Origin of the sequence: Microbacterium schleiferi (assembly GCF_015565955.1) — a bacterium.
Classification (GTDB): Bacteria; Actinomycetota; Actinomycetes; order Actinomycetales; family Microbacteriaceae; genus Microbacterium; species Microbacterium schleiferi_A.
Genome location: NZ_CP064760.1, coordinates 1,331,738 through 1,351,353 on the forward strand (window position 1 = coordinate 1,331,738; position 19,616 = coordinate 1,351,353).

General features: G+C 66.2%; 22 protein-coding genes and 1 pseudogene. 11 read left to right on the forward strand and 12 right to left on the reverse strand.

From position 1 onward, the window contains the following. Window positions 1–17 precede the first annotated feature (17 nt). A complete protein-coding gene (locus tag IT882_RS06320) occupies window positions 18–581 on the reverse strand; it encodes a DUF3043 domain-containing protein (RefSeq protein WP_195693626.1) in 564 nt (187 codons plus the stop codon). Between the two features lie 132 nt (window positions 582–713). On the opposite strand from IT882_RS06320, the gene IT882_RS17300 reads away from it, so the two are divergent. The 6 genes from IT882_RS17300 to IT882_RS06345 all read left to right on the forward strand — a co-directional run bounded on the left by IT882_RS17300 (window position 714) and on the right by IT882_RS06345 (window position 5,710). After that, window positions 714–1,490, forward strand: coding sequence for a M20/M25/M40 family metallo-hydrolase (locus tag IT882_RS17300; RefSeq protein ID WP_418887784.1), 777 nt, complete (start codon window positions 714–716; stop codon window positions 1,488–1,490). Beyond that, window positions 1,487–2,020, forward strand: coding sequence for a peptidase dimerization domain-containing protein (locus tag IT882_RS17305; protein ID WP_418887774.1), 534 nt, complete (start codon window positions 1,487–1,489; stop codon window positions 2,018–2,020). The genes IT882_RS17300 and IT882_RS17305 overlap by 4 nt, the downstream gene beginning before the upstream one ends. 85 nt (window positions 2,021–2,105) lie before the next feature. Further along, complete coding sequence (gene erpA / locus IT882_RS06330) at window positions 2,106–2,471, forward strand: iron-sulfur cluster insertion protein ErpA (RefSeq protein WP_195693627.1); 366 nt, start codon at window positions 2,106–2,108, stop codon at window positions 2,469–2,471. Between the two features lie 140 nt (window positions 2,472–2,611). Next, window positions 2,612–3,523, forward strand: a complete 912-nt coding sequence (gene coxB, locus IT882_RS06335) for a cytochrome c oxidase subunit II (protein ID WP_195693628.1) — start codon at window positions 2,612–2,614, stop codon at window positions 3,521–3,523. Continuing rightward, window positions 3,523–5,289: a cytochrome c oxidase subunit I gene (gene ctaD, locus IT882_RS06340; RefSeq protein ID WP_195693629.1), complete on the forward strand. Its 1,767-nt coding sequence runs from the start codon at window positions 3,523–3,525 to the stop codon at window positions 5,287–5,289. Before coxB ends, ctaD begins: the two co-directional genes overlap by 1 nt. A gap of 4 nt (window positions 5,290–5,293) precedes the next feature. Beyond that, window positions 5,294–5,710 (forward strand): cytochrome c oxidase subunit 4, encoded by a 417-nt coding sequence (locus IT882_RS06345; RefSeq protein WP_195693630.1) that lies wholly within the window; start codon window positions 5,294–5,296, stop codon window positions 5,708–5,710. 207 nt (window positions 5,711–5,917) lie between these two features. Here the strand turns inward: IT882_RS06345 and IT882_RS06350 are convergent, their stop codons facing one another. The 6 genes from IT882_RS06350 to IT882_RS06375 form a co-directional block, all read right to left on the reverse strand. After that, window positions 5,918–6,832 (reverse strand): DMT family transporter, encoded by a 915-nt coding sequence (locus IT882_RS06350; protein WP_229382344.1) that lies wholly within the window; start codon window positions 6,830–6,832, stop codon window positions 5,918–5,920. 57 nt (window positions 6,833–6,889) lie between these two features. Then, window positions 6,890–7,294 (reverse strand): rhodanese-like domain-containing protein, encoded by a 405-nt coding sequence (locus IT882_RS06355; RefSeq protein ID WP_195693631.1) that lies wholly within the window; start codon window positions 7,292–7,294, stop codon window positions 6,890–6,892. Between the two features lie 153 nt (window positions 7,295–7,447). Continuing rightward, window positions 7,448–9,322 (reverse strand): cytochrome b, encoded by a 1,875-nt coding sequence (locus tag IT882_RS06360; RefSeq protein WP_195693632.1) that lies wholly within the window; start codon window positions 9,320–9,322, stop codon window positions 7,448–7,450. Further along, window positions 9,319–10,398 (reverse strand): ubiquinol-cytochrome c reductase iron-sulfur subunit, encoded by a 1,080-nt coding sequence (locus tag IT882_RS06365; RefSeq protein WP_195693633.1) that lies wholly within the window; start codon window positions 10,396–10,398, stop codon window positions 9,319–9,321. Before IT882_RS06365 ends, IT882_RS06360 begins: the two co-directional genes overlap by 4 nt. 40 nt (window positions 10,399–10,438) lie before the next feature. Then, entirely contained in the window at window positions 10,439–11,242 is an 804-nt protein-coding gene (locus IT882_RS06370) for a c-type cytochrome (protein WP_195693634.1), read from the reverse strand. Window positions 11,243–11,265: 23 nt separating this feature from the next. Next, the gene (locus IT882_RS06375; protein ID WP_195693635.1) at window positions 11,266–11,910 is read right to left on the reverse strand and encodes a cytochrome c oxidase subunit 3; all 645 of its coding nucleotides are present in this window, start codon (window positions 11,908–11,910) and stop codon (window positions 11,266–11,268) included. 103 nt (window positions 11,911–12,013) lie between these two features. On the opposite strand from IT882_RS06375, the gene trpD reads away from it, so the two are divergent. The 3 genes and pseudogenes from trpD to IT882_RS06390 all read left to right on the forward strand — a co-directional run bounded on the left by trpD (window position 12,014) and on the right by IT882_RS06390 (window position 14,880). After that, window positions 12,014–13,075, forward strand: a complete 1,062-nt coding sequence (gene trpD / locus IT882_RS06380; RefSeq protein ID WP_195693636.1) for an anthranilate phosphoribosyltransferase — start codon at window positions 12,014–12,016, stop codon at window positions 13,073–13,075. Between the two features lie 142 nt (window positions 13,076–13,217). Beyond that, complete coding sequence (locus tag IT882_RS06385; protein ID WP_195693637.1) at window positions 13,218–13,712, forward strand: aromatic ring-opening dioxygenase LigA; 495 nt, start codon at window positions 13,218–13,220, stop codon at window positions 13,710–13,712. 176 nt (window positions 13,713–13,888) lie between these two features. Beyond that, window positions 13,889–14,880 (forward strand): annotated as a pseudogene (locus IT882_RS06390) (PHP domain-containing protein). Here IT882_RS06390 and IT882_RS06395 read toward each other — a convergent pair. Further along, window positions 14,828–15,160: a hypothetical protein gene (locus tag IT882_RS06395; protein ID WP_195693638.1), complete on the reverse strand. Its 333-nt coding sequence runs from the start codon at window positions 15,158–15,160 to the stop codon at window positions 14,828–14,830. The pseudogene IT882_RS06390 and the gene IT882_RS06395 sit on opposite strands and share 53 nt — an antisense overlap. Before the next feature lie 259 nt (window positions 15,161–15,419). Here IT882_RS06395 and IT882_RS06400 point away from each other — a divergent pair, with 259 nt between their 5' ends. Both IT882_RS06400 and IT882_RS06405 read left to right on the forward strand, forming a co-directional pair. Beyond that, complete coding sequence (locus tag IT882_RS06400) at window positions 15,420–16,283, forward strand: CynX/NimT family MFS transporter (protein ID WP_195693639.1); 864 nt, start codon at window positions 15,420–15,422, stop codon at window positions 16,281–16,283. A gap of 23 nt (window positions 16,284–16,306) precedes the next feature. Further along, entirely contained in the window at window positions 16,307–16,714 is a 408-nt protein-coding gene (locus IT882_RS06405) for a hypothetical protein (protein ID WP_229382345.1), read from the forward strand. Here IT882_RS06405 and IT882_RS06410 read toward each other — a convergent pair. The 4 genes from IT882_RS06410 to IT882_RS06425 all read right to left on the reverse strand — a co-directional run bounded on the left by IT882_RS06410 (window position 16,686) and on the right by IT882_RS06425 (window position 19,413). After that, the gene (locus IT882_RS06410) at window positions 16,686–17,621 is read right to left on the reverse strand and encodes a 5'-3' exonuclease (protein WP_229382346.1); all 936 of its coding nucleotides are present in this window, start codon (window positions 17,619–17,621) and stop codon (window positions 16,686–16,688) included. The genes IT882_RS06405 and IT882_RS06410 overlap by 29 nt on opposite strands. Before the next feature lie 37 nt (window positions 17,622–17,658). Beyond that, window positions 17,659–18,111 (reverse strand): hypothetical protein, encoded by a 453-nt coding sequence (locus tag IT882_RS06415; RefSeq protein WP_195693641.1) that lies wholly within the window; start codon window positions 18,109–18,111, stop codon window positions 17,659–17,661. Window positions 18,112–18,133: 22 nt separating this feature from the next. Next, on the reverse strand, window positions 18,134–18,826 hold the full coding sequence (locus IT882_RS06420; RefSeq protein ID WP_195693642.1) for a hypothetical protein: 693 nt from the start codon (window positions 18,824–18,826) through the stop codon (window positions 18,134–18,136). Between the two features lie 107 nt (window positions 18,827–18,933). After that, on the reverse strand, window positions 18,934–19,413 hold the full coding sequence (locus IT882_RS06425) for a hypothetical protein (protein ID WP_195693643.1): 480 nt from the start codon (window positions 19,411–19,413) through the stop codon (window positions 18,934–18,936). Between the last annotated feature and the right edge of the window lie 203 nt (window positions 19,414–19,616).

Below are 19,616 nucleotides of genomic sequence, written 5' to 3' on the forward strand. Positions count from 1 at the left end.
TGCCGCGCGAAGCCAGATCAGGCGGGGTACTGACCCCGGCGAACCTGAGCCTTCGGCAGGCGCATGAAGCGCATCTGCACGCTGCGCATGGCCGCGTACCAGCCGAGACCCTTCTCGACCTTGGTCTCGCCGAACTTGTCCCGCACGGCGCGCTTGACGCGGATCGAGGTGATGACCATGTCGCCGATCACGAAGAAGATGAACAGCCAGAGCGCCACGAAAGACCAGTACTGGATGAAGTTCAGCGGGATGAAGGTCGCGACGATCACCACCACCATTGCCGGCATGACTGCCTCGCCGAGGTGCCATCCGGCGTCGACGAAGTCGCGGACGAACTTGCGCTGCGGTCCTTGATCGCGGGCGGGCAGGTACTTCTGCTCACCGTTGGCCATGCCGATGCGCGCGCGCTCTCGCGCGGATGCGAGTTCGGCCTTGCGTTGTGCCTTCGCTTCCTTCGTGTCAGGAACGAGCGGGCGCTTGCGCGCAGCCTCTTGCTCGGCGCGGCTCGGCGTCGCCTTTCCCTTGCCGGCGGTCGACGTCGACGCGTCCTTCGGTGCCTCGGGGGCGGGGGTCTTGGCCACGATGATCCTCGCTGTCGCGTTACGGGTAGTCCTTAAGATTACCCGCATGAGCAATATCGTCTCCCGTTCCGATGCTGTCCGCGACGCCGCCGAGCTCGGCATCCCCGAGCGTTGTCCGATCTCGGCGATTTGGTGCGGATTCCGTCGATCGCGTGGCCGTCGATGGATCAGCAGCAGCTCGTGCGCAGCGCGGAGGCTGTCGCGGCTTTGGTCGAGGGCACCGGAGTGTTCGATTCCGTTGCGATCAAGCGTGCGGCGATCCCCGGGACCGAGGAATTCGGGCAGCCTGCCGTGCTCGCGACACGCGCGGCGCGAAACGGTCGCCCGACGGTCCTGCTCTACGCACACCACGATGTTCAGCCCATCGGTGACGAGGCCCTGTGGGAGACACCGCCGTTCCAGCCGACGGTCCGAGACGGGCGTCTGTACGGCCGTGGTGCCGCCGACGACAAGGCCGGGATCATGGCTCATGTCGGTGCGATTCGCGCGATGGTGGAGGCGCTGGGCCCCGATTTCGACCTCGGACTCGCCCTGTTCATCGAGGGCGAAGAAGAGTACGGCTCGCGCTCGTTCGCGCAGTTCCTGAGCGACAACGCCGACGCCCTCCGCTCGGATGTCATCGTCGTCGCGGATTCTGGCAACTGGGACGACCGGACCCCGGGCCTCACCGTCTCGCTCCGCGGCAACGCCCGCTTCTCGATGCGGGTACGCACGCTCGAGCACGCATCGCACTCGGGAATGTTCGGGGGAGCGGTCCCCGATGCGATGCTCGCCACCATCACGCTCCTGGCAACGCTCTGGGATGCAGACGGCGCGGTCGCGGTCGAAGGCATGAGCTCGCGGGAGGCCGAGACCCCGAGTACAGCGAGGGCACGTTGCGCTCCGAGACGGGTCTGCTCGAGGGCGTGAGCCCGATCGGCACCGGGTCCATCATCGGACGGATCTGGAACAAGCCCTCCGTGACCGTGATCGGCATCGACGCCACGGATGTCGCCTCGGCCTCGAACACGCTGACTCCCGAGGTGACGGTCGTCATCAGCGCACGGGTCGCTCCGGGGCAGTCGGCCGAGGATGCCTACGCTGCGCTGGAGGCCCATCTGCGCGCTCACGCGCCCTTCGGGGCGCAGCTGGAGTTCTTCGACATCGACCTTGGGAACCCGTTCCTCGTCGACACCTCCGGCTGGGCGGTGCAGGATGTGCGCCACGCGCTCACCGAGGGCTACGGTGTCGATCCTGTCGACATCGGTGTGGGTGGCTCGATTCCGTTCATTGCAGACCTGGTGCGCGAGTTCCCGGGTGCTCAGATCCTGGTGACCGGGGTCGAGGATCCGCACTCCCGTGCACACAGCCCGAACGAGTCGCTGCACCTCGAGACCTTCCGGCACGCGCTGATCTCGGAAGCGCTTCTGTTGGAGAAGCTCGACGCGCGCACGCTCTGACCTGGCCGCGTTCCCGCCGTCCCCGGTGACAGCGGGCGTAGAATTTCAGCATCCACCCCGACGGCTTCAGCCGATAAGGAGAGTCATGACCGACACCGCACTGACCACGGACCAGACCACCCGCGAACACGGCGTCGCACTGACGGATGCCGCGGCCGCCAAGGTCAAGAACCTGCTCGACCAGGAGGGTCGCGACGACCTGCGTCTGCGCGTGGCTGTTCAGCCCGGCGGATGCAGCGGCCTGATCTACCAGCTGTACTTCGACGAGCGTTACCTCGACGGCGACAAGACCGTCGACTTCGAGGGTGTCGAGGTCATCGTCGACGACATGAGCGTTCCCTACCTCGACGGCGCGACGATCGATTTCAAGGACACGATCTCGGAGCAGGGCTTCACGATCGACAACCCCAACGCGCAGGGCAGCTGCGCGTGCGGTGACAGCTTCCACTGACCCCTCATAGCTTCAGTCTGCGAGAAGGCTGACCTTCAGTACCCCGAAAGTGTGCGGATGCTGAGTGGTTGGCCTCAAGCAGGTGTGAGCTTGCTCTAGACTGGCCGAAGTCACACTTCGCAACGTGGAAAGGTGCGCCTGTGCCATCCAAACGCCGACTCCGCTGGGTTCTACTTCCGGTTGGTGCCGCCGCGGCCCTGGTGCTCGCAGGATGCACGCCGACGCAGCTGAACGGGTTCTTGCCCGGCTTCGTTGAAGACGGAGCTCCTGTCACCAACCACACCGAGATGATCTCGGGACTGTGGGTCAACTCGTGGATCGTGCTGCTGGTTGTCGGCATCATCACGTGGACCCTCATGGGGTGGGCTGCGATCGCCTACCGCCGCCGCAAGGGGCAGACCGGTCTGCCCGTGCAGCTGCGGTACAACATGCCGATCGAGATCTTCTACACGGTCGTGCCGTTCATCCTCGTCCTCGGCTTCTTCGCCTTCACGGCACGTGACCAGGCGATCATCGAGGATCAGTACGACGACCCGGATGTCTCGATCACCGCGATCGGCAAGCAGTGGGCCTGGGACTTCCAGTACGACGGCGAAGAGGAAGACAACTCCGACGCTGTCTGGACGATGGGCATTCAGGCCCAGCCCGACAAGGACGGCAACATCGACCAGGATCAGCTTCCCACGCTGTACCTGCCCGTTGACGAAACGGTGAAGATCAAGCTGCAGTCGCGAGACGTCATCCACTCGTTCTGGGTCGTCGACTTCCTTTACAAGAAGGACATGTACCTCGGGAAGGACAACTTCATGTCCTTCATCCCGACCCGCGAAGGGACCTACGCCGGTCGCTGTGCCGAGCTGTGTGGTGAGTACCACTCGATGATGCTCTTCACCGTCAAGGTCGTGAGCGCCGAGGAGTACGAGAGCTACCTCGCGAGCCTGGAGGCCAAGGGCCAGACCGGCGACATCAACGACGCGTACGACCGCCTGCAGAACACGCCGAACGATCCCACGGATCCCTCGGTTCAGCAGTCCGATGAGGGGAACGAGTGATGGCTACGACACTGCCACTGCAGGATGCGACAAGCTCGCGCCCGCGCACTCTGCCCGCACGCCAGGCGGCGCTGATGTCGTCCTCGCGCGTCGAGCAAAAGGGCAACATCATCGTCAAGTGGATCACCTCCACTGACCACAAGACGATCGGGTACATGTACCTGATCGCCTCGTTCCTGTTCTTCCTGCTCGGCGGTGTGATGGCCCTCATCATCCGCGCCGAGCTGTTCGAGCCGGGCATGCAGGTGCTGCCGACCAAGGAGCAGTACAACCAGCTGTTCACGATGCACGGCACGATCATGCTTCTCATGTTCGCGACGCCGCTGTTCGCGGGCTTTGCCAATGCGATCCTGCCCTTGCAGATCGGCGCCCCTGACGTCGCGTTCCCGCGTCTGAACGCTTTCGCGTTCTGGCTGTTCCTGTTCGGCTCGATCATCGCGATCTCGGGCTTCCTCACTCCCCAGGGCGCCGCGGCGTTCGGTTGGTTCGCGTATCAACCACTCGCGAACGCGTCCTTCTCACCAGGAGTCGGCGGCAATCTCTGGATGCTCGGGCTCGGCATGAGCGGTTTCGGCACGATCCTCGGTGCCGTGAACTTCATCACCACCGTCATCACGATGCGTGCGCCCGGCATGACGATGTGGCGGATGCCGATCTTCAGCTGGAACACGCTGGTCACCAGCATCCTGATCCTGATGGCCTTCCCGGTGCTGGCTGCCGCGATCCTCGCCGCCGCCGCAGACCGTGTGCTCGGCGCCCAGATCTACAACCCGGAGAACGGCGGTGTGCTGCTGTGGCAGCACCTGTTCTGGTTCTTCGGTCACCCCGAGGTGTACATCATCGCGCTGCCGTTCTTCGGCATTGTCACCGAGATCTTCGCGGTGTTCAGCCGCAAGCCGGTGTTCGGGTACAAGACGCTGGTCTACGCGACGATCTCGATCGCCGCCCTGTCGGTGGCCGTGTGGGCGCACCACATGTATGTCACCGGCGGTGTCCTCCTGCCGTTCTTCGCGCTCATGACGATGCTGATCGCCGTTCCAACAGGTGTGAAGATCTTCAACTGGATCGGAACGATGTGGCGAGGATCGGTGACCTTCGAGACACCAATGACCTTCGCCCTCGGCTTCCTGGTGTCCTTCGTCTTCGGTGGTCTCACCGGCGTCATCCTGGCGTCGCCTCCGCTGGACTTCCACCTGTCGGACTCGTACTTCGTCGTCGCGCACTTCCACTACGTCATCTTCGGAACCGTCGTGTTCGCGATGTTCGCCGGCTTCTACTTCTGGTGGCCGAAGTGGACCGGAAGGATGCTCAACGAGCGCCTCGGCTACGTGCACTTCTGGTTGCTGTTCATCGGCTTCCACATGACCTTCCTCGTCCAGCACTGGCTGGGTGTTGAGGGCATGGTCCGCCGCTACGCCGACTACGCGGAAGCTGATGGATTCACGTGGCAGAACCAGCTCTCGACCGTCGGTGCGATGATCCTCGCCGTCTCGATGATTCCGTTCCTGCTGAACGTGTGGATCACCGCGCGCAAGGCGCCCAAGGTCACGGTCAACGACCCGTGGGGCTATGGGGGGTCGCTCGAGTGGGCTACGTCGTGCCCGCCGCCGCGGCACAACTTCACGTCGATCCCGCGCATCCGCAGCGAGCGTCCGGCCTTCGACCTGAACCACCCCGAGGCTGCGCCGATGACGGTTGGTGTTGGCCCGGCCAAGGATGCTCCGCATACGCCGGTTACTGATCTGAGTGATGGGAAGGTGAAGTAGTCCGATGCGCACCAACGTCGCGCTCTGGTGGATTCTGGCGGGCTTCTTCGCTCTCGTCGGTATCACGTACACCATCTGGAGCCTCATCTGGTACGGCAACCTCGAGTGGGTTGGCACCGTTGCGCTCTTCTTCACCGCCCTGATGGGCGCGCTCATCGCCTTCTACACGGGTGCGGTTCGCCGCGCCCAGGGCGGTGAACTGCCGGAGGACACCCTGACGGCTGACATCGATGACGGCGACCCCGAGATCGGTGAATTCAGCCCGTGGTCGTGGTGGCCGATCGTTCTCGCGTTCTCGGCTGCTGTCGCCATGATCGGGCTCTCAGTTGGTGCTTGGATGGTGCCGATCGGTCTGGGGATCTTCCTGGTCGCGATCGTCGGCTGGGTCTACGAGTACTACCGCGGCTACTTCGCTCGCTGAGCCTTCGCGTCGCACCGGGCTCTGGTTTAGTTCGCGCTCGTCCGCACTCCGCGTGCGTCCGCGCTCCGCGAGGTGCCGGGGGCCGAGGACATGCCCCCGGCTGCCTGCGGCAGCCTCCCGCCAGACCCGATGGCAGCCTCGGCCCCCGGCACCTCGCTGCGCGTTCTGCGTGCTGCGCGTCTGAGCGGACCAGATGCCCCGGCTGGCTCAGCGGGAGCGTTGGACGAGGAGCACACCGTCGATCACGATGACGGCTCCGATGAGTTCGTTCAGCGTGAAGCGCTCACCGAGCACCAGGATGCCGAGAGCGACACCGACGACCGGAATCACATAGGTCACCGTTGACGCGCCAACGGCGCCCCATTCGTTGACAACGCGCGTGTTCCAGACGTAGACGATCCCGGTTCCCAGGCAACCGAGGGCAACGAGAGCCAGCACGGGAACAGGAGCCCAGGCCACGGGCGAGAGGCCGATGGCGGGGAACAGGAGCGCAGCGAGCGTGCCGGCGACGGCCATCTGGGTCGACGCGATCGTGACGCTGTCGTGGGTGTGGGTTCCGGTGATGAAGCGTCGCATCCACCCGAAGGCTATGCCGTACGACGCCGTGGCGCCCAGACACGCCAGCTGCGCGGGGAGCGATGCGGCGAACTCAGGAGAGCTCACGACATCCCACACACCCATGACGATCGCGACGCCGACGGCCCCGATGATCACCCCGGTCATGCGTCGGGCCGTCATTCGTTCGCTGGGGAGCACGACGACGGCCACGAGGGTCGTCCACAACGGGGTCGTCGCGTTGAGGATCGCCGAGAGCCCCGACGGGAGGCTCTGAGCAGCCCAGGCGAAGAGAAGAAACGGGAGGAGGCACAAGAAGACCGCCACGACGACCATGTGCAACCACAGGCGGCGCTCTCGTGGCCAGCGTCGCCGTGTGAGGGCCATGATCGCCGCCAACGTCACAGCGCCGAGGATGATGCGACCGAGGGCCACCTGTGCCGGGTCGAAGGCAGCCACGGCGACCTTCATGAACAGGAAGCTCGCACCCCAGACGAGCGCTAGCGCCGCAAACATGAGCGGGACAGTGCTGCTGCGAACCGGGGTGAGAGTCGGGGGTGAGGTCACGAAGAAGACGCTACGCGGGGCCGCGGATACGACGCTGGCGGGAATCGGACGCCTCACTCACGGGCGAACCACCATCACCAGCGGATCGAATACGCGGGGGAGCGGCCCATGATCGTTCTCAGTCGGCTGTCCCTCCCGCGCCCAGTACTCGTAGCCGCCGATCATCTCCCGGACTGCGTAGCCGAGCCTCGCGAACTCGAGAGCTCCCTTGACGCCGGCGTTGCAGCCGGGGCTCCAGCAGTACACGACGACGGTGGCGTCGGGTGCGATCTCCCGAGGCGCGCGGTCCGCGATCTCCCGGTAAGGCATGTGGATCGCGCCAGCGATTCGCCCCTGCGCCCACGCCTCGGCGCCGCGCACATCGACGAGCACGATGTCGTCGCCGGCCTTCTGAGCGGCGTAGACATCCGAGGGGTCAGTCTCGTGGGCGAGGCGGGCGGCGAAGAAGTCTGCGCTGTTCATGTTGCCGACACTAGAGCCAAGCCGTCATGCCTTCAGTGCCACGACCGCCCTCTGACGGCCAGCTGTGGGCCGGATCCTGCCAGAGTGTGCTGCAGCCAAACGGCGAGGGCCCGACATCCTCGGATGCCGGACCCTCGCCGTGGTCGTGCGCGTCTACTTCTTGTCGCCGCCGGGGTGAACGTCGTCGTCGGGATCGACATCCGTGTTCGACGTTCCCTTGTCAGCTGACGTGTTCTCAACGATCTCGTCCGTGACGATCACGTTGGTCGGGCGCACCGCCGTCTCTGACTGCTTGCCCTCGGTGATCGGGTGGTGCGGCGCATCCGGAACTCCGGCGCGCTCGTGCATCGCCTGGATCTCAGCATCCTCTTCCTCGGCGATGTGGTCGAGCTCGTGGTGCTGGTGCGACAGCGCCTCGTCGACCTCGGCCTGCGTCACCGGTGCGAGGCGGTCCTCGAAGAACCAGCGCGACAGGGACGCGCGGAAGTTCTGGTGCCAGGGGATCTGCCCGCGCGAGTTCGGACGAACAACCAGCGGCTCGTAGGTCTCGAAGTCCACGAGCTTCCAGCGCTCGTACTCGTCGACGGGCTGATGGACCTCGATGTATTCGCCACCGGGGAGGCGGACGATGCGGCCGGATTCGTACCCGTGCAGGGCGATCTCGCGATCCTTCTTCTGCAACGCGATCGCGATGCGCTTCGTGACGAAGTACGCGATCACCGGGCCGACGAACAGCAGGGCCTGCAGTGTATGGATGACGCCTTCCATCGTGACCCAGAAGTGGGTAGCGATGATGTCGGACGATGCCGCAGCCCACAGCACCGCATAGAAGGTGACACCGGCGGCGCCGATCGCGGTGCGCGTCGGGGCATTGCGGGGGCGCTGAGCGATGTGGTGCTCCCGCTTGTCACCGGTGATCCAGCTCTCGATGAAGGGGTAGAGGGCCACCAGGACGATGAACAGGACGAGGACAGTCACCGGAAGGATGATGTTCCACGACCACGTTCGATCCCAGAAGACGCTTTCTAGGTGCGGCGGCACAAGGCGCAGGGCGCCGTCGGCGAAGCCGATGTACCAGTCGGGCTGTGTGCCCGCCGAGACCGGCGACGGATCGTAGGGGCCGTAGTTCCAGATCGGGTTGATCGTGAACAGTGACGCGATCAACACGATGACGCCGAAGACGATGAAGAAGAACCCGCCCATCTTCGATGCGTACACGGGGAGCATCGGGTAGCCCACGACGTTGTCGTTGGTGCGTCCGGGCCCAGCGAACTGCGTGTGCTTGTTCACGATCATGAGGATGAGGTGAGCAGCAAGGAGCGCGACGAGGATCGCCGGCAGGAGCAGGATGTGCAGCGTGTACAGACGTCCCACGATCTGATCGCCGGGGAACTCACCGCCGAACAGCAGGAACGATGTCCACGTTCCGATCAGGGGGAGACCCTTGATCATGCCGTCGATGATGCGCAAGCCGTTGCCCGAGAGCAGGTCGTCGGGAAGGGAGTAACCGGTGAAGCCTTCACCCATCGCGAGGACGAACAGCACGAAACCGATCGTCCAGTTCAGCTCACGGGGCTTGCGGAAGGCACCCGTGAAGAACACGCGAAGCATGTGCACGCCGATACCGGCGATGAACACAAGAGCTGCCCAGTGGTGAATCTGACGCACGAGCAGACCACCACGGATGTCGAACGAGATCCGCAGGGTCGAGTCGAGCGCTGCCGACATTTCGATGCCACGCATCGGAATGTAGGCACCCGTGTAGTGCGTCGGCACCATCGATGCCTGGAAGAAGAACGTCAGGAAGGTTCCCGACAGCAGGACCACGACGAAGCTCCACAGCGCGATCTCGCCGAGCATGAATGACCAGTGGTCGGGGAAGATCTTGCGGCCGAGTTCCTTGACCAGGCCGGAGAGGCTGGTGCGCTCGTCGAGGTAGTTGGCGACGCCGCCGACAAAGCGGCCGCCGAGCGGCTTTTCTCTGGTGGTACCGACGGCCGTCTCGTCAGTAGCGGTGGCGGTGCTCAATGGCGCTCCCAGAAGCTCGGTCCGACGGGTTCGGTGAAGTCGCGCTGTGCGACGAGGTAGCCCTCGTCATCCACTTCGATGGGCAGCTGCGGCAGCGGACGGGCGGCGGGGCCGAAGATGACCTTCGCGCCGTCGGAGACGTCGAACTGCGACTGGTGGCAGGGGCACAGCAGGTGGTGCGTCTGCTGCTCGTAGAGGGCGACGGGGCAGCCGACGTGGGTGCAGACCTTGGAGTAGGCGACGATGCCGTCATATGACCAGCTGGCGCGCTCCGGAGTCTCCGTGATCTGCTCGGGCAGCATGCGCACGAGCAGGACGATCGCCTTGGCCTTCTCGTCGAGGTACCCCTCCTCGTGGCTGAGGGATGCCAGCGGCTCGGGAATGACGTGGACGGCAGAGCCCAGGGTGACTTCCGCCGCCTTGATCGGCGTTCCCTCGGGGTCCTTTGCCAGACGCATTCCGGGCTTCCACATGGTGTGGCTCAGGAGGTAGTTCGGGTTGCCCGCGTTAGGGCGCTCAGGCGTGTTCTCAGGTGCGAGGCCGCGGAAGAGCGTGATTGCCGGGAGGATCGAGGCGACGAGGGCCGCGAAGAGGCCGCCACGGATGACGGTGCGTCGCCCGAACCCGGACTCGTCGTTGGCCGCTTCGAACACGGCGACGGCGCCGGCGCGGGTCGCGTCGGTACCGCGGGTGGGGTGGCGGGCTTCGGTGTGCTCCTTGTCCGACATCACCGCCTTCGACCAGTGGATCGCTGCGACACCGATCGCCAGAAGCGCCAGCGCGATCCCGAGGCCGATGAAGAGGTTGTTGTCGCGGATCGCGGGGATCTCGCCGCTCTCGATCGGGAAGATCATGTAGGCGGCGACCGCCCACAGTGATCCCGCGACAGAGATGTAGAAGAGCGTGTAGATCGTGCGGACGGCGCGCTTCATCGCCGCCGGGTCCTTGTCGGTCATCCGCTCGCGGTGCGGCGGAAGCTCGGGGTTACGCACGGGGTCGGTGACGGCCACGGCCGTTCCCGACGAGGGCTCGTACGAAGCTCTGTCGAGGCCGTGCGGGTCGTCCTCGTGTGCCATGGTGCTCCTCTAGCGTCTTACTACGTCTCGGCGTGGGGGATCAGTTGGATTTCGCCGTGATCCACACGGTGATGGCGATCAGGGTGCTGATACCGAAGATCCAGATGAACAGACCCTCGGCGACCGGCCCGAGAGACCCGAGCTTGAACCCACCGGGGGACTCGGTCTGCTGGATGTACAGCAGCGACGAGATGATGTCTCGCTTGTCCTCGTCGGTCAGGTACATGTTGTTGAACACCGGCATGTTCTGCGGGCCGGTGACCATCGCGGCGTAGATGTGGAGCGCGCTGACCTCGGTCAGGGCCGGGGCGTACTTGCCCTCGGTCAGGGCGCCACCGGCACCGGCGACGTTGTGGCACATCGCACAGTTGATGCGGAACAGCTCGGCGCCGCGCGCGATGTCGCCTTCACCGTCGAGGATCTCCTCGTCCGGGAAGTCCGGGCCGGGGGCGATGGACTGCACGTAGTTGGCCATCGCGAGGATCTGATCATCGGTGAACTGCACCGGCTTCTGGGGAGCCTGTGGTCCCTGCATCTGCAGCGGCATCCGGCCCGTACCGACCTGGAAGTCGACGGCGACAGCGCCGACACCGTAGAGCGAGGGTCCGTTCTCGGTGCCCTGCAGGTCGAGTCCGTGGCAAGTGGCGCAGTTGGCCTGGAAGAGCTTCTTGCCGTCCTCGATCGTCAGGCTGGTCGCGGTGGCGTTCTCGGGCTCGGTCGCGGCCATCGCGGCAGAGGCGCCGGCGTAGACGCCGCCCGTGATGAGCAGTCCGATGCCGATGAGCGCGGTCGCGGCCCAGGGACTCCGGCGGCCGTTCGAGCGGCGCTTGGTCTGTCGTGCCATGAGTGTGATTCAGCTCCGCTCGGTTACTTGAGGAAGTAGATGACAAAGAACAGGGCGATCCAGACGACGTCGACGAAGTGCCAGTAGTACGACACGACGATCGAGGACGTCATTTCCTTGCGGCCGAAGTTCTTGACCGCGAAGGCGCGTCCGATCACCAGGAGGAAGGCGATGAGACCACCGGTCACGTGCAGGGCGTGGAAACCGGTCGTGAGGTAGAACGCCGAGGCGTACGCGTTTGCCTGGATCGGCATCCCCTCGGCGACGAGCTGGGCGTACTCCCACACCTGGCCCGACACGAAGATGGCGCCGAGTGCGAACGTCAGCCAGAACCACTCGACCATGCCCCAGCGGTCACGGAACCGGTTGGTCTTCACGGTGTACGGCTGGAAACGCTCTGCCGCGAAGACACCCATCTGACAGGTGACCGAGGAGAGCACCAGGATCGTGGTGTTCACCGCTGCGAACGGCACGTTCAGCAGCTGGGTCTCTTGGGCCCAGAGGTCGGGGGAGGTGCTTCGCAGTGTGAAGTAGATCGCGAAGAGGCCGGCGAAGAACATGACTTCGCTGCCGAGCCACACGATGGTTCCAACTGCGACCGGGTCGGGTCGCTTGACCGACCGCATGGCCTGGGAGTACGTCGCTGAGCTGGTGGTCACAGTCTTCATTATGGCTGAAGATTTGCCTGGGGTTTCGCATGAGCCACCACTGAGGTGAGGTGATTTGCGACTTAGGCGCACCTCACTTGTCTGCCCCGCTACGCTCGGAGCCATGACCCAGCAGCCCTCATGGTCCTCGATCATCAGTGCGCTCCTCGACGGCGAGGACCTCAGCGTGTCGGAGTCGACCTGGGCGATGCGCCAGATCATGGCGGGCGACGCGACCCCGTCACAGTTGGCTGGATTCCTCATCGCGCTCCGTGCCAAGGGGGAGACAGTCGACGAAATCGTCGGTTTCCGCGACGCGATCCTCGAGGCCGCGCTGCCGCTTCCGGTCGACCCTCAGGTTTTGGACATCGTCGGAACCGGTGGTGACCGCCACCGCACGGTCAATGTCTCGACGACGGCATCGATTGTCGCCGCAGCCACCGGCATCCCGGTCGTCAAGCATGGGAACAAGGCGGCGAGTTCGGCATCCGGGTCTTCCGATGTCTTGTCGGCCCTCGGCGTCGACCTGCGGCTGAGCCCGGATGCTGTCGCCGAGGTGCTTGACCGGGCCGGCATCACGTTCGCATTCGCGGCAGCTTTCCACCCGGGCTTCCGCCACGCGGGCCCGACCCGCGCAGAACTCGGCGTGCCGACCGTGTTCAATTTCCTCGGTCCGCTGTGCAATCCCGCTCGCGCCGAGGCGAACGCGGTCGGGGTCGCTCACCTGGACCGTGTGCCGCTCATCACGGGCGTGTTCCGCACCCGCGGGGCCACCGCGCTGGTGTTCCGCGGCGACGACGGGCTCGACGAACTCACCACCACGGGGCACAGCCGCATCTGGGAGGTCTCCCGCGGCGACATCCATGAGCACGATCTGGACCCGCGGGATCTCGGCATCCGCCTGGCGACACTCGACGACCTGCGTGGCGGCGCGCCCGAACACAACGCCGAGATCGTCCGGCGGGTGCTGGCGGGCGAGGCCGGACCGGTTCGCGACATCGTGCTGCTCAACGCTGCGGCCGGCATCGTCGCGTATCGGCTGTCGCAGGATGCCGCGCAGTCGCAGCTTCCCATCGTGGAGCGCCTGCGGGATGCGCAGCAGGATGCCGCCGCGGCGATCGACTCGGGTGCGGCAGCTGCGAAGCTCCAGGCGTGGGCCGAGGCGACCGTCGCCCTGGCGCCCTGACGCGGCGCTGTGTGCCGAAGATCTTCGGCGAGAGGACCTACGTCACTTTCCGTAGGCGGCGCGGCTTCGTAGCGTAGGTGTCGATGGTGAGAGACACCGTCACATCCCCCCGACGACGCAGTTCCCAGAAGGAGAGTTCGCCATGTCCGCCCCCGACACAGCTTCCGCCACAGACACCGTCCAGGCGCCCGCTCGCAACCTCGGCCTCGTGAAGGTGGTGGGGATCCTCGGCATCGTCGGTGGCGCCCTGCTCATCATCGTGGGTCTCATCGTGTGGGTGACGGTCTCGAGCCAGCTCCGCGCGGAGAACATCACCATCCCCGATGACGCGATCGCCTTCCAGGGACAGACCGTTGCCGGCCCGTTCACCGCCTACGTGCAGGCGGACATCATCCAGCACCACGCCCTCGAGGCCTCCGGCGGCGCCACCTATGCCGAGCTCGACCGCGAAGACCCGGTGCGCGCGACGATGATGAACGCGTCGTTCCTGCGGGCATCCCTGTTCACCTCCGTCGTCAGCTTCGGTGTCGCGGCGTTCGCGATGGGCATCGGCGTGCTGTCGATCCTGTTCGGTTGGGCGCTTCACCGCCTCGCGGGCGCCCCGGTTGTCGTCAAGCGCGCCACCGCCGCTCCGTGAGCGGCGTCACACCCTGACGCTCTGAGTCCCACAGCCTCCTCGCGGAGGTAGGACATATCCCGGGCGTAGGCCGATCGCAGCAGCAATCGACCTACGCCCGGGATTTTGCCTGCATCCGCGACACCGTGCACTGCCGCGCCGGGCGTGTCAGGCTGGTCGCCATGAGCGAGCAGGAGCTGGATCCGCACGATGCGCTGATCGAGATCGCCCTGCTCCTGGAGCGCGAGCGGGCCATCCGTTACAAGGCGAAGGCGTTTCGCGCCGCCGCCGCGGCGATCGAGGGGCTGGATGCCGCGCAGCTGGCCGATACCGCCGGGCTCCGCCGCCGCAAGGGCATCGGGGATTCGACGCTCGCGGTCATCGTGCAAGCCCGCGAGGGGCGGGTGCCCGAGTATCTTGCGGAGCTGCGTGAGCGGGCCGGCATCCGTCCGTCCGCGCTGCGCGAGTTGCTGCGCGGCGACCTTCACAGTCACTCCGACTGGTCGGATGGGACGACACCGATCGCGACGATGGTCGACGCGGCTCGCGCTCTCGGGCGCGAGTATCTGGCTCTCACCGACCACTCGCCGCGGCTCCGGGTCGCCAACGGCCTGTCTGCCGAGCGGCTCGAGGAGCAGATGGCCATCGTCGAGACGTTTCGCGACGACCGGTTCACGCTGCTGACGGGGATCGAGGTCGACATCCTCGAGGACGGGGGACTGGACCAGCGCGACGACCTGCTGCAGGCACTGGATGTCGTGGTGGCGTCGGTCCATTCGAAGCTGCGGATGGAGCGTGCTCCGATGACGGTGCGGATGCTGCGCGCTGTGCGTAGCGGCCGGATCGACGTGCTCGGCCACGCGACGGGACGACTGGTGAGTGGACAGCGGGGGACACGACCCCCTCAGACTTCGACGCGGATCGCGTGTTCGAGGCGTGTGCCGAGCGTGCGGTCGCTGTCGAGATCAACGCGCGCCCCGAGCGCGAAGACCCGCCGGATGAGCTCATCACCCTCGCGCTCGAGAAGGGGTGTCTGTTCTCGATCGATTCCGACGCTCACGCGCCGGGGCATCTGTCGCTGCTGGACTACGGTGCTGAGCGGGCGGAGCGGCTGGGCATTCCGGCTGAGCGGATCGTTACGACCTGGCCCCTTGCTCGTCTTCGAGAGTGGACCGGTACACGGCGGTGAGCGCGTCGCGTCCGCCGACGAGGTAGGCCCGCCAGCTCGCGCTGACCTGTGCCCGCGTCTCCGCAGATCCCGCGCCCCAGTCCTCCGGCGTCGGGGGAGGAGCTCCGCGGCGCAGCGCCCGCCGCGCATCACTGAGCGCGGCGACGGCGCCCTCGTGGTACTTCGCGGCGTCGAGCCGCTCGCGACCGAGCGTGCACAGGGACTGACCGGCGGTAGCGCGCGTGAGCGCATCCAGCGCGGCGCTTCGAGCGGCCTCGATGCGCTCGGCAGGCGCGATCATCGGCCTGACCCTACGACGCGGTGGAGCTCAGTTGCAGGTGCAGAGCTGATCTTTCGGGACGCCGGCGAGGGCCTGCTCGACGTGCATTCCGCAGCCGGTCCAGGTGATCTTTCCGCACGAGGAGCAACGAATCTGAGAGCACATGAGGGGGTTGTCCTTTCGGGGTCGGTGATGTTCGATGACTACGATACCCCTGGGGGTATATGTGGTGCAACTCGCGGCAGGCGGCGGTCCGCTGACGCGACCCTAGACTCGACGGGTGGCTTCCGACCGACGCATCGCTCCCGGTGCCGCCGGAGGCGCCGCCGCGCTCGTCATCGCCGGCATCCTCGTCGCCGCGCTGAGTCTTCGTGGTCCCATCGTCTCACCGACTCCTGTGCTGCGGCAGATCGAGACCGATCTGGGGATCGGTGCGGCTACGGCGGGCCTGCTCACGACCGCCCCCGTGCTGATGTTTGCGCTGTTGACTCCCGTGGCTGCTCTCGTGATCCGGCGCGCTGGAGCCGAGCTCGCGCTCATGATCACGCTGACGGGCGTGTTGCTGGGCACCTTCTTGCGCGCCGTCCCGGGTTTTGGGTGGATGCTCGCCGGAATGATCGTGATCGGGGCATCCATCACGGTCGGCAACGTCGTGATTCCGGTCATCATCCGCCGCGATGTCGCTCCCGAACGGGTTGCCCTGGTCACCGCCGCCTACGTCGCGATGCTCAACGCCGGATCGTTGTTGACCTCGCTGTTGACGGTTCCGATCGCGTCGGTGATCGGGTGGAATCTGGCGCTGCTCGCGTGGTCGGTCATCACGATCGCCGGGATGCTGCTGTGGGGGCTGCACCTGCGTCACGCCGCCGCGCGCGGGGATCTGTGGGGGAGAGGTTCTCGGGTGCGCCGCGCGCCGGTGCGGCATCCGTCGGTGACAGGAACGCTGACGCGCTCACCGGTCCCGTGCCGGTACCTCTGGGGCGAGGGCGGATGCGCGGCGACTCGATGTTTCGCCACCCCGTGCCATGGATGCTTCTTCTGGCGTTCGCGGGACAGGCTGCCGTGTACTACGGCTTCGCGACCTGGCTGCCGACACTCATCGCGGACGATCTCGGGGTCAGCGCAGCGGCCGCGGGCGGGTTGACGGCGTTCTTCCACGGTGTCGCGGTGGTGGGCGCGTTCGTCGTTCCGCTGCTGGCCCGGTTCACGCCGCGGATCGTGCCAGCCGTCGCGATCTGCGTCTCGTGGGTCGTGCTGACCGTCGGGATGCTCGTCGCGCCCGAGTGGGCCGCCGTGTGGTTGAGCTTCGGGGCGATCGGGCACGCGGGCGGGTTTGTCGTGATCTTCAGCACGCTCGTCGCGATCGCCCGCTCGGATGCAGAAGCCGCCGGGATGTCCGCGCTCGTCCAGGGCGGCGGATACGGTGCCGCGGCGCTCGCCGCACCCGCGATGGGCGCGCTGCACGAGGCGACCGGTGGGTGGGAGGCCGTGCTGCTGGCATCCCTTGTCGTCGTGCTGATCTACTGCATGTTGTTGCTCGCAGCGGTCATCGTGTCGTGGCGAGCGCCTCGATGACGCGTGAAATCGAGGTGCCCAGCGCCCACGTCTCAGCGAGCTCGGTGGTCTGGGCGCGCTGATCGTCATCGAGGGGCCGCAGCCGCACATCCGGCTGCGGAAGGTCGAGGGTGCGGACGACTTCGACGACCGTGGGGGCGACCGCGAGGTAGTCGAGCCCCGCGGTGACTTTCGCCCGGACTCCCGCCGACATCCCCTCGCCCCGTTCGGCGGCTGCCATGATGCCAGCGAGGTCGCCGTGGGTGGCGAGGAGGGCGGCTGCTGTCTTCTCGCCGATGCCCGCCACGCCCGGCAGCCCGTCGGAGCTGTCTCCGCGGAGCGTCGCGAAATCGGCGTACTGGCTGGGGAGGACGCCGTACTTCGTCACGACGGTGCGGTCGGTGACCAGTTCGAGGTTGCTCATCCCGCGTGCCGTATAGATGACACGGATGCTGCGCTCGTCGTCGACGAGCTGAAAGAGGTCGCGGTCACCGGTGACGATGTCAACGGGCATCGTGGCTGTGGTGGCGAGTGTTCCGATGACGTCGTCGGCCTCGTGCTCGGCGGCGCCGATGATCGTGATCCCGAGGGCGGCCAGCGCATCACGGATGAGCGGCACCTGTACCTCGAGCGGATCGGGGACCTCTTCGACATCGGGAGCGCCCGCGACAATCTCGACGACCCGGTGGGTCTTGTACGACGGGATCAGATCGACCCGCCACTGCGGGCGCCAGTCATCGTCCCAGCAGGCCACGAGATGCGTTGGCTCGTAGGTCGTGACGAGCTTCGCGATCATGTCGAGGAATCCGCGCACCGCGTTGACCGGCATCCCGTTCGGCGCCTTCACCGTGTCGGGTACGCCATAGAACGCACGGAAGTACAGCGACGCCGAGTCGAGCAACATCAGCTTCTCAGGTCGTGAGCCCATGCGGTCAGCGTAACCATGAGCGCCACCCTCGGCGCGGTCAGGGCCATACCGAGGGGATGCCTGGGTCGGTCGGAGCGGGAAGCACCGCCTGATATGGGGTGATCGTCATCCATCGATCTCCGTCGGCGCGCAGGAAGAGCAGGACGTCAGTGCTGACATCGAGCGGGTCTCCGTCCGGGTACGGTGCCCCGTTCTCGCAGGTTCGGGGCGCGGAGACCACCTCGATCTCAGAGCCGCCGCGACCCTGCACCCACGTGGTTGCGGCGACACGCCAAACGTTCGCTTCCAGACCGAACTCGGTGGCCGTGCCGGCGGGGCCGATCACTGACCCGATGACAACGGCGTCTGCTTCAGTCGCCGCATCCGTCGGAGTGTCGTAGAGCACCCAGTCGACGCACGCCCCCGAGGAGATCAGCGGGGAGCACCCGACGAGCGCGGTGGCAGCCATGAGCGATATGGCCGCCGCTGCAGAGAGCTTTCGACCCGTCACGCGCTCAGCATCTCACGACCGCTCAGCAGCCGGGTCCGCTCGGGTTCTCGGCGCAGGTGCGCTCGACCAGGGCGGTCCGGACCTCGAGGACCTCGAGGCTGTAGGGCGGCGCGGGCGCGTTGACGTAGCCGGAAACCGGCCGCCAGCCGCTGCCGAAGTCGACGTCAGCCGCGTACTGCAGGGTGAGCGAAACCGTGTACGTGCCGCGCTCCCGGTACACGTGACTCGTCGACGTCGGACTGAACTGGGGGAGTCCGAGCGAAGCCCAGGTCGCCCCGCCGGTGGCGGTGCGGGCGCTTGAGCCGTCACCGTAGTCGAAGACGAACCCGGCCGGTCGGAACCGAACTGTCACGTCCCACCCGAGCAGCGGCCCGGTGAGGGTGTGCGTGGATGCTGCAGCAATGATGTTGGTCGGCATCCCGACGACACCGAACCCGGCCGGCTCGCCGCCGAGACTCGGGCGCGCCGGAACGAAACTTGTCAGGTCGTCGATCGTCACGTCGGGATAGAGGACGACGCTGTAGTTGCCGCGACACCCGACAATGGGGCACTCCTCATCTGCGGTAGCGGTTCCGTCGGATTCGGCGCCCGTGTTCCCGTTGCTCGAACCGCCACCGTCTCGGGACCCACCCGTGCCGCCGCCCCCGGAGCCACCACCAGACCCGGGCTGATTCGCGGTGCCTCCGACGTCGACCTGGCTCCCATTGTTGGACACGCTGCAGCTTCCCAGCCAGGTAGTTCCGTCGCATCTTTCAGTGCGTATCGAGCCGGCCGCGGGCATAGAGAGCGCGACCGCTATGGCGAGAGCGAGGCTTGCGTGAATCAGGTGCACTCAGGTTCTCCCTCGCGGCCATCGAAAGAACCGATAAGCGCTCCTGTAGGGGAAGTCGTGGAGTATTCGAGAGAGACGGATAGCGATTCCTTGTCATTGCGGTCCGCTTGGACTTGGGAGACGCCACTCGCGTCGACCACGTCGACGCCGCTGACGTCCACGCAAACGGCAAGCACGACTGCTGCGTTCTCTGCGTTACCCAGGGGCGCGGGCTCGACCAGAGCCACGGTGCTATCGCCGACCACGGTCCACCCCTCGGCCGCCATCGAGGACAGTGAAGTGCGTATCGCCGCATTCGCATCACCGGTGGTCCACCGGTAGACCTCCTCGAAGGTCGAGGGGTCGCCGAGATCGACCTGGTTGAGGGCGTCGACATACGCCCGGTAGGTGGCTTCGGCTGCAGCCAACGCTTCGGCCTCCGAGGCGAACCCGGTCGGCGTCGGGGTGGGTGCGGGGCCGAGGGCCCGCATCCGGCCAGCGCACCGGCGCCGAGCAGCACCGCGATGACGATGGATGCTGCGTGGAGCGGTCGGTGGCGGCTCATGTCGACCACGGTAGCCCGCGGCATCCGTCGTGACGGCACTATCCACAGTCCTCGTCGCCGCAGCATGCTTGGGGAGGATCGCCGCGCTCCAGCTCACGGAGAGCTCAGCGCGCTAGCGTTACTCCGGGA

Bases quoted from the DNA above. Each gene is read 5' to 3' on its own strand.
- IT882_RS06375 (WP_195693635.1), bottom strand. From the start codon at position 11,910: ATGAAGACTGTGACCACCAGCTCAGCGACGTACTCCCAGGCCATGCGG.
- IT882_RS06355 (WP_195693631.1), bottom strand. From the start codon at position 7,294: ATGAACAGCGCAGACTTCTTCGCCGCCCGCCTCGCCCACGAGACTGAC.
- IT882_RS06345 (WP_195693630.1), top strand. From the start codon at position 5,294: ATGCGCACCAACGTCGCGCTCTGGTGGATTCTGGCGGGCTTCTTCGCT.
- IT882_RS06365 (WP_195693633.1), bottom strand. From the start codon at position 10,398: ATGGCACACGAGGACGACCCGCACGGCCTCGACAGAGCTTCGTACGAG.
- IT882_RS06395 (WP_195693638.1), bottom strand. From the start codon at position 15,160: ATGATCGCGCCTGCCGAGCGCATCGAGGCCGCTCGAAGCGCCGCGCTG.
- erpA (WP_195693627.1), top strand. From the start codon at position 2,106: ATGACCGACACCGCACTGACCACGGACCAGACCACCCGCGAACACGGC.
- trpD (WP_195693636.1), top strand. From the start codon at position 12,014: ATGACCCAGCAGCCCTCATGGTCCTCGATCATCAGTGCGCTCCTCGAC.
- IT882_RS06425 (WP_195693643.1), bottom strand. From the start codon at position 19,413: ATGCGGGCCCTCGGCCCCGCACCCACCCCGACGCCGACCGGGTTCGCC.
- IT882_RS06370 (WP_195693634.1), bottom strand. From the start codon at position 11,242: ATGGCACGACAGACCAAGCGCCGCTCGAACGGCCGCCGGAGTCCCTGG.
- IT882_RS06385 (WP_195693637.1), top strand. From the start codon at position 13,218: ATGTCCGCCCCCGACACAGCTTCCGCCACAGACACCGTCCAGGCGCCC.
- IT882_RS06410 (WP_229382346.1), bottom strand. From the start codon at position 17,621: ATGGGCTCACGACCTGAGAAGCTGATGTTGCTCGACTCGGCGTCGCTG.
- ctaD (WP_195693629.1), top strand. From the start codon at position 3,523: ATGGCTACGACACTGCCACTGCAGGATGCGACAAGCTCGCGCCCGCGC.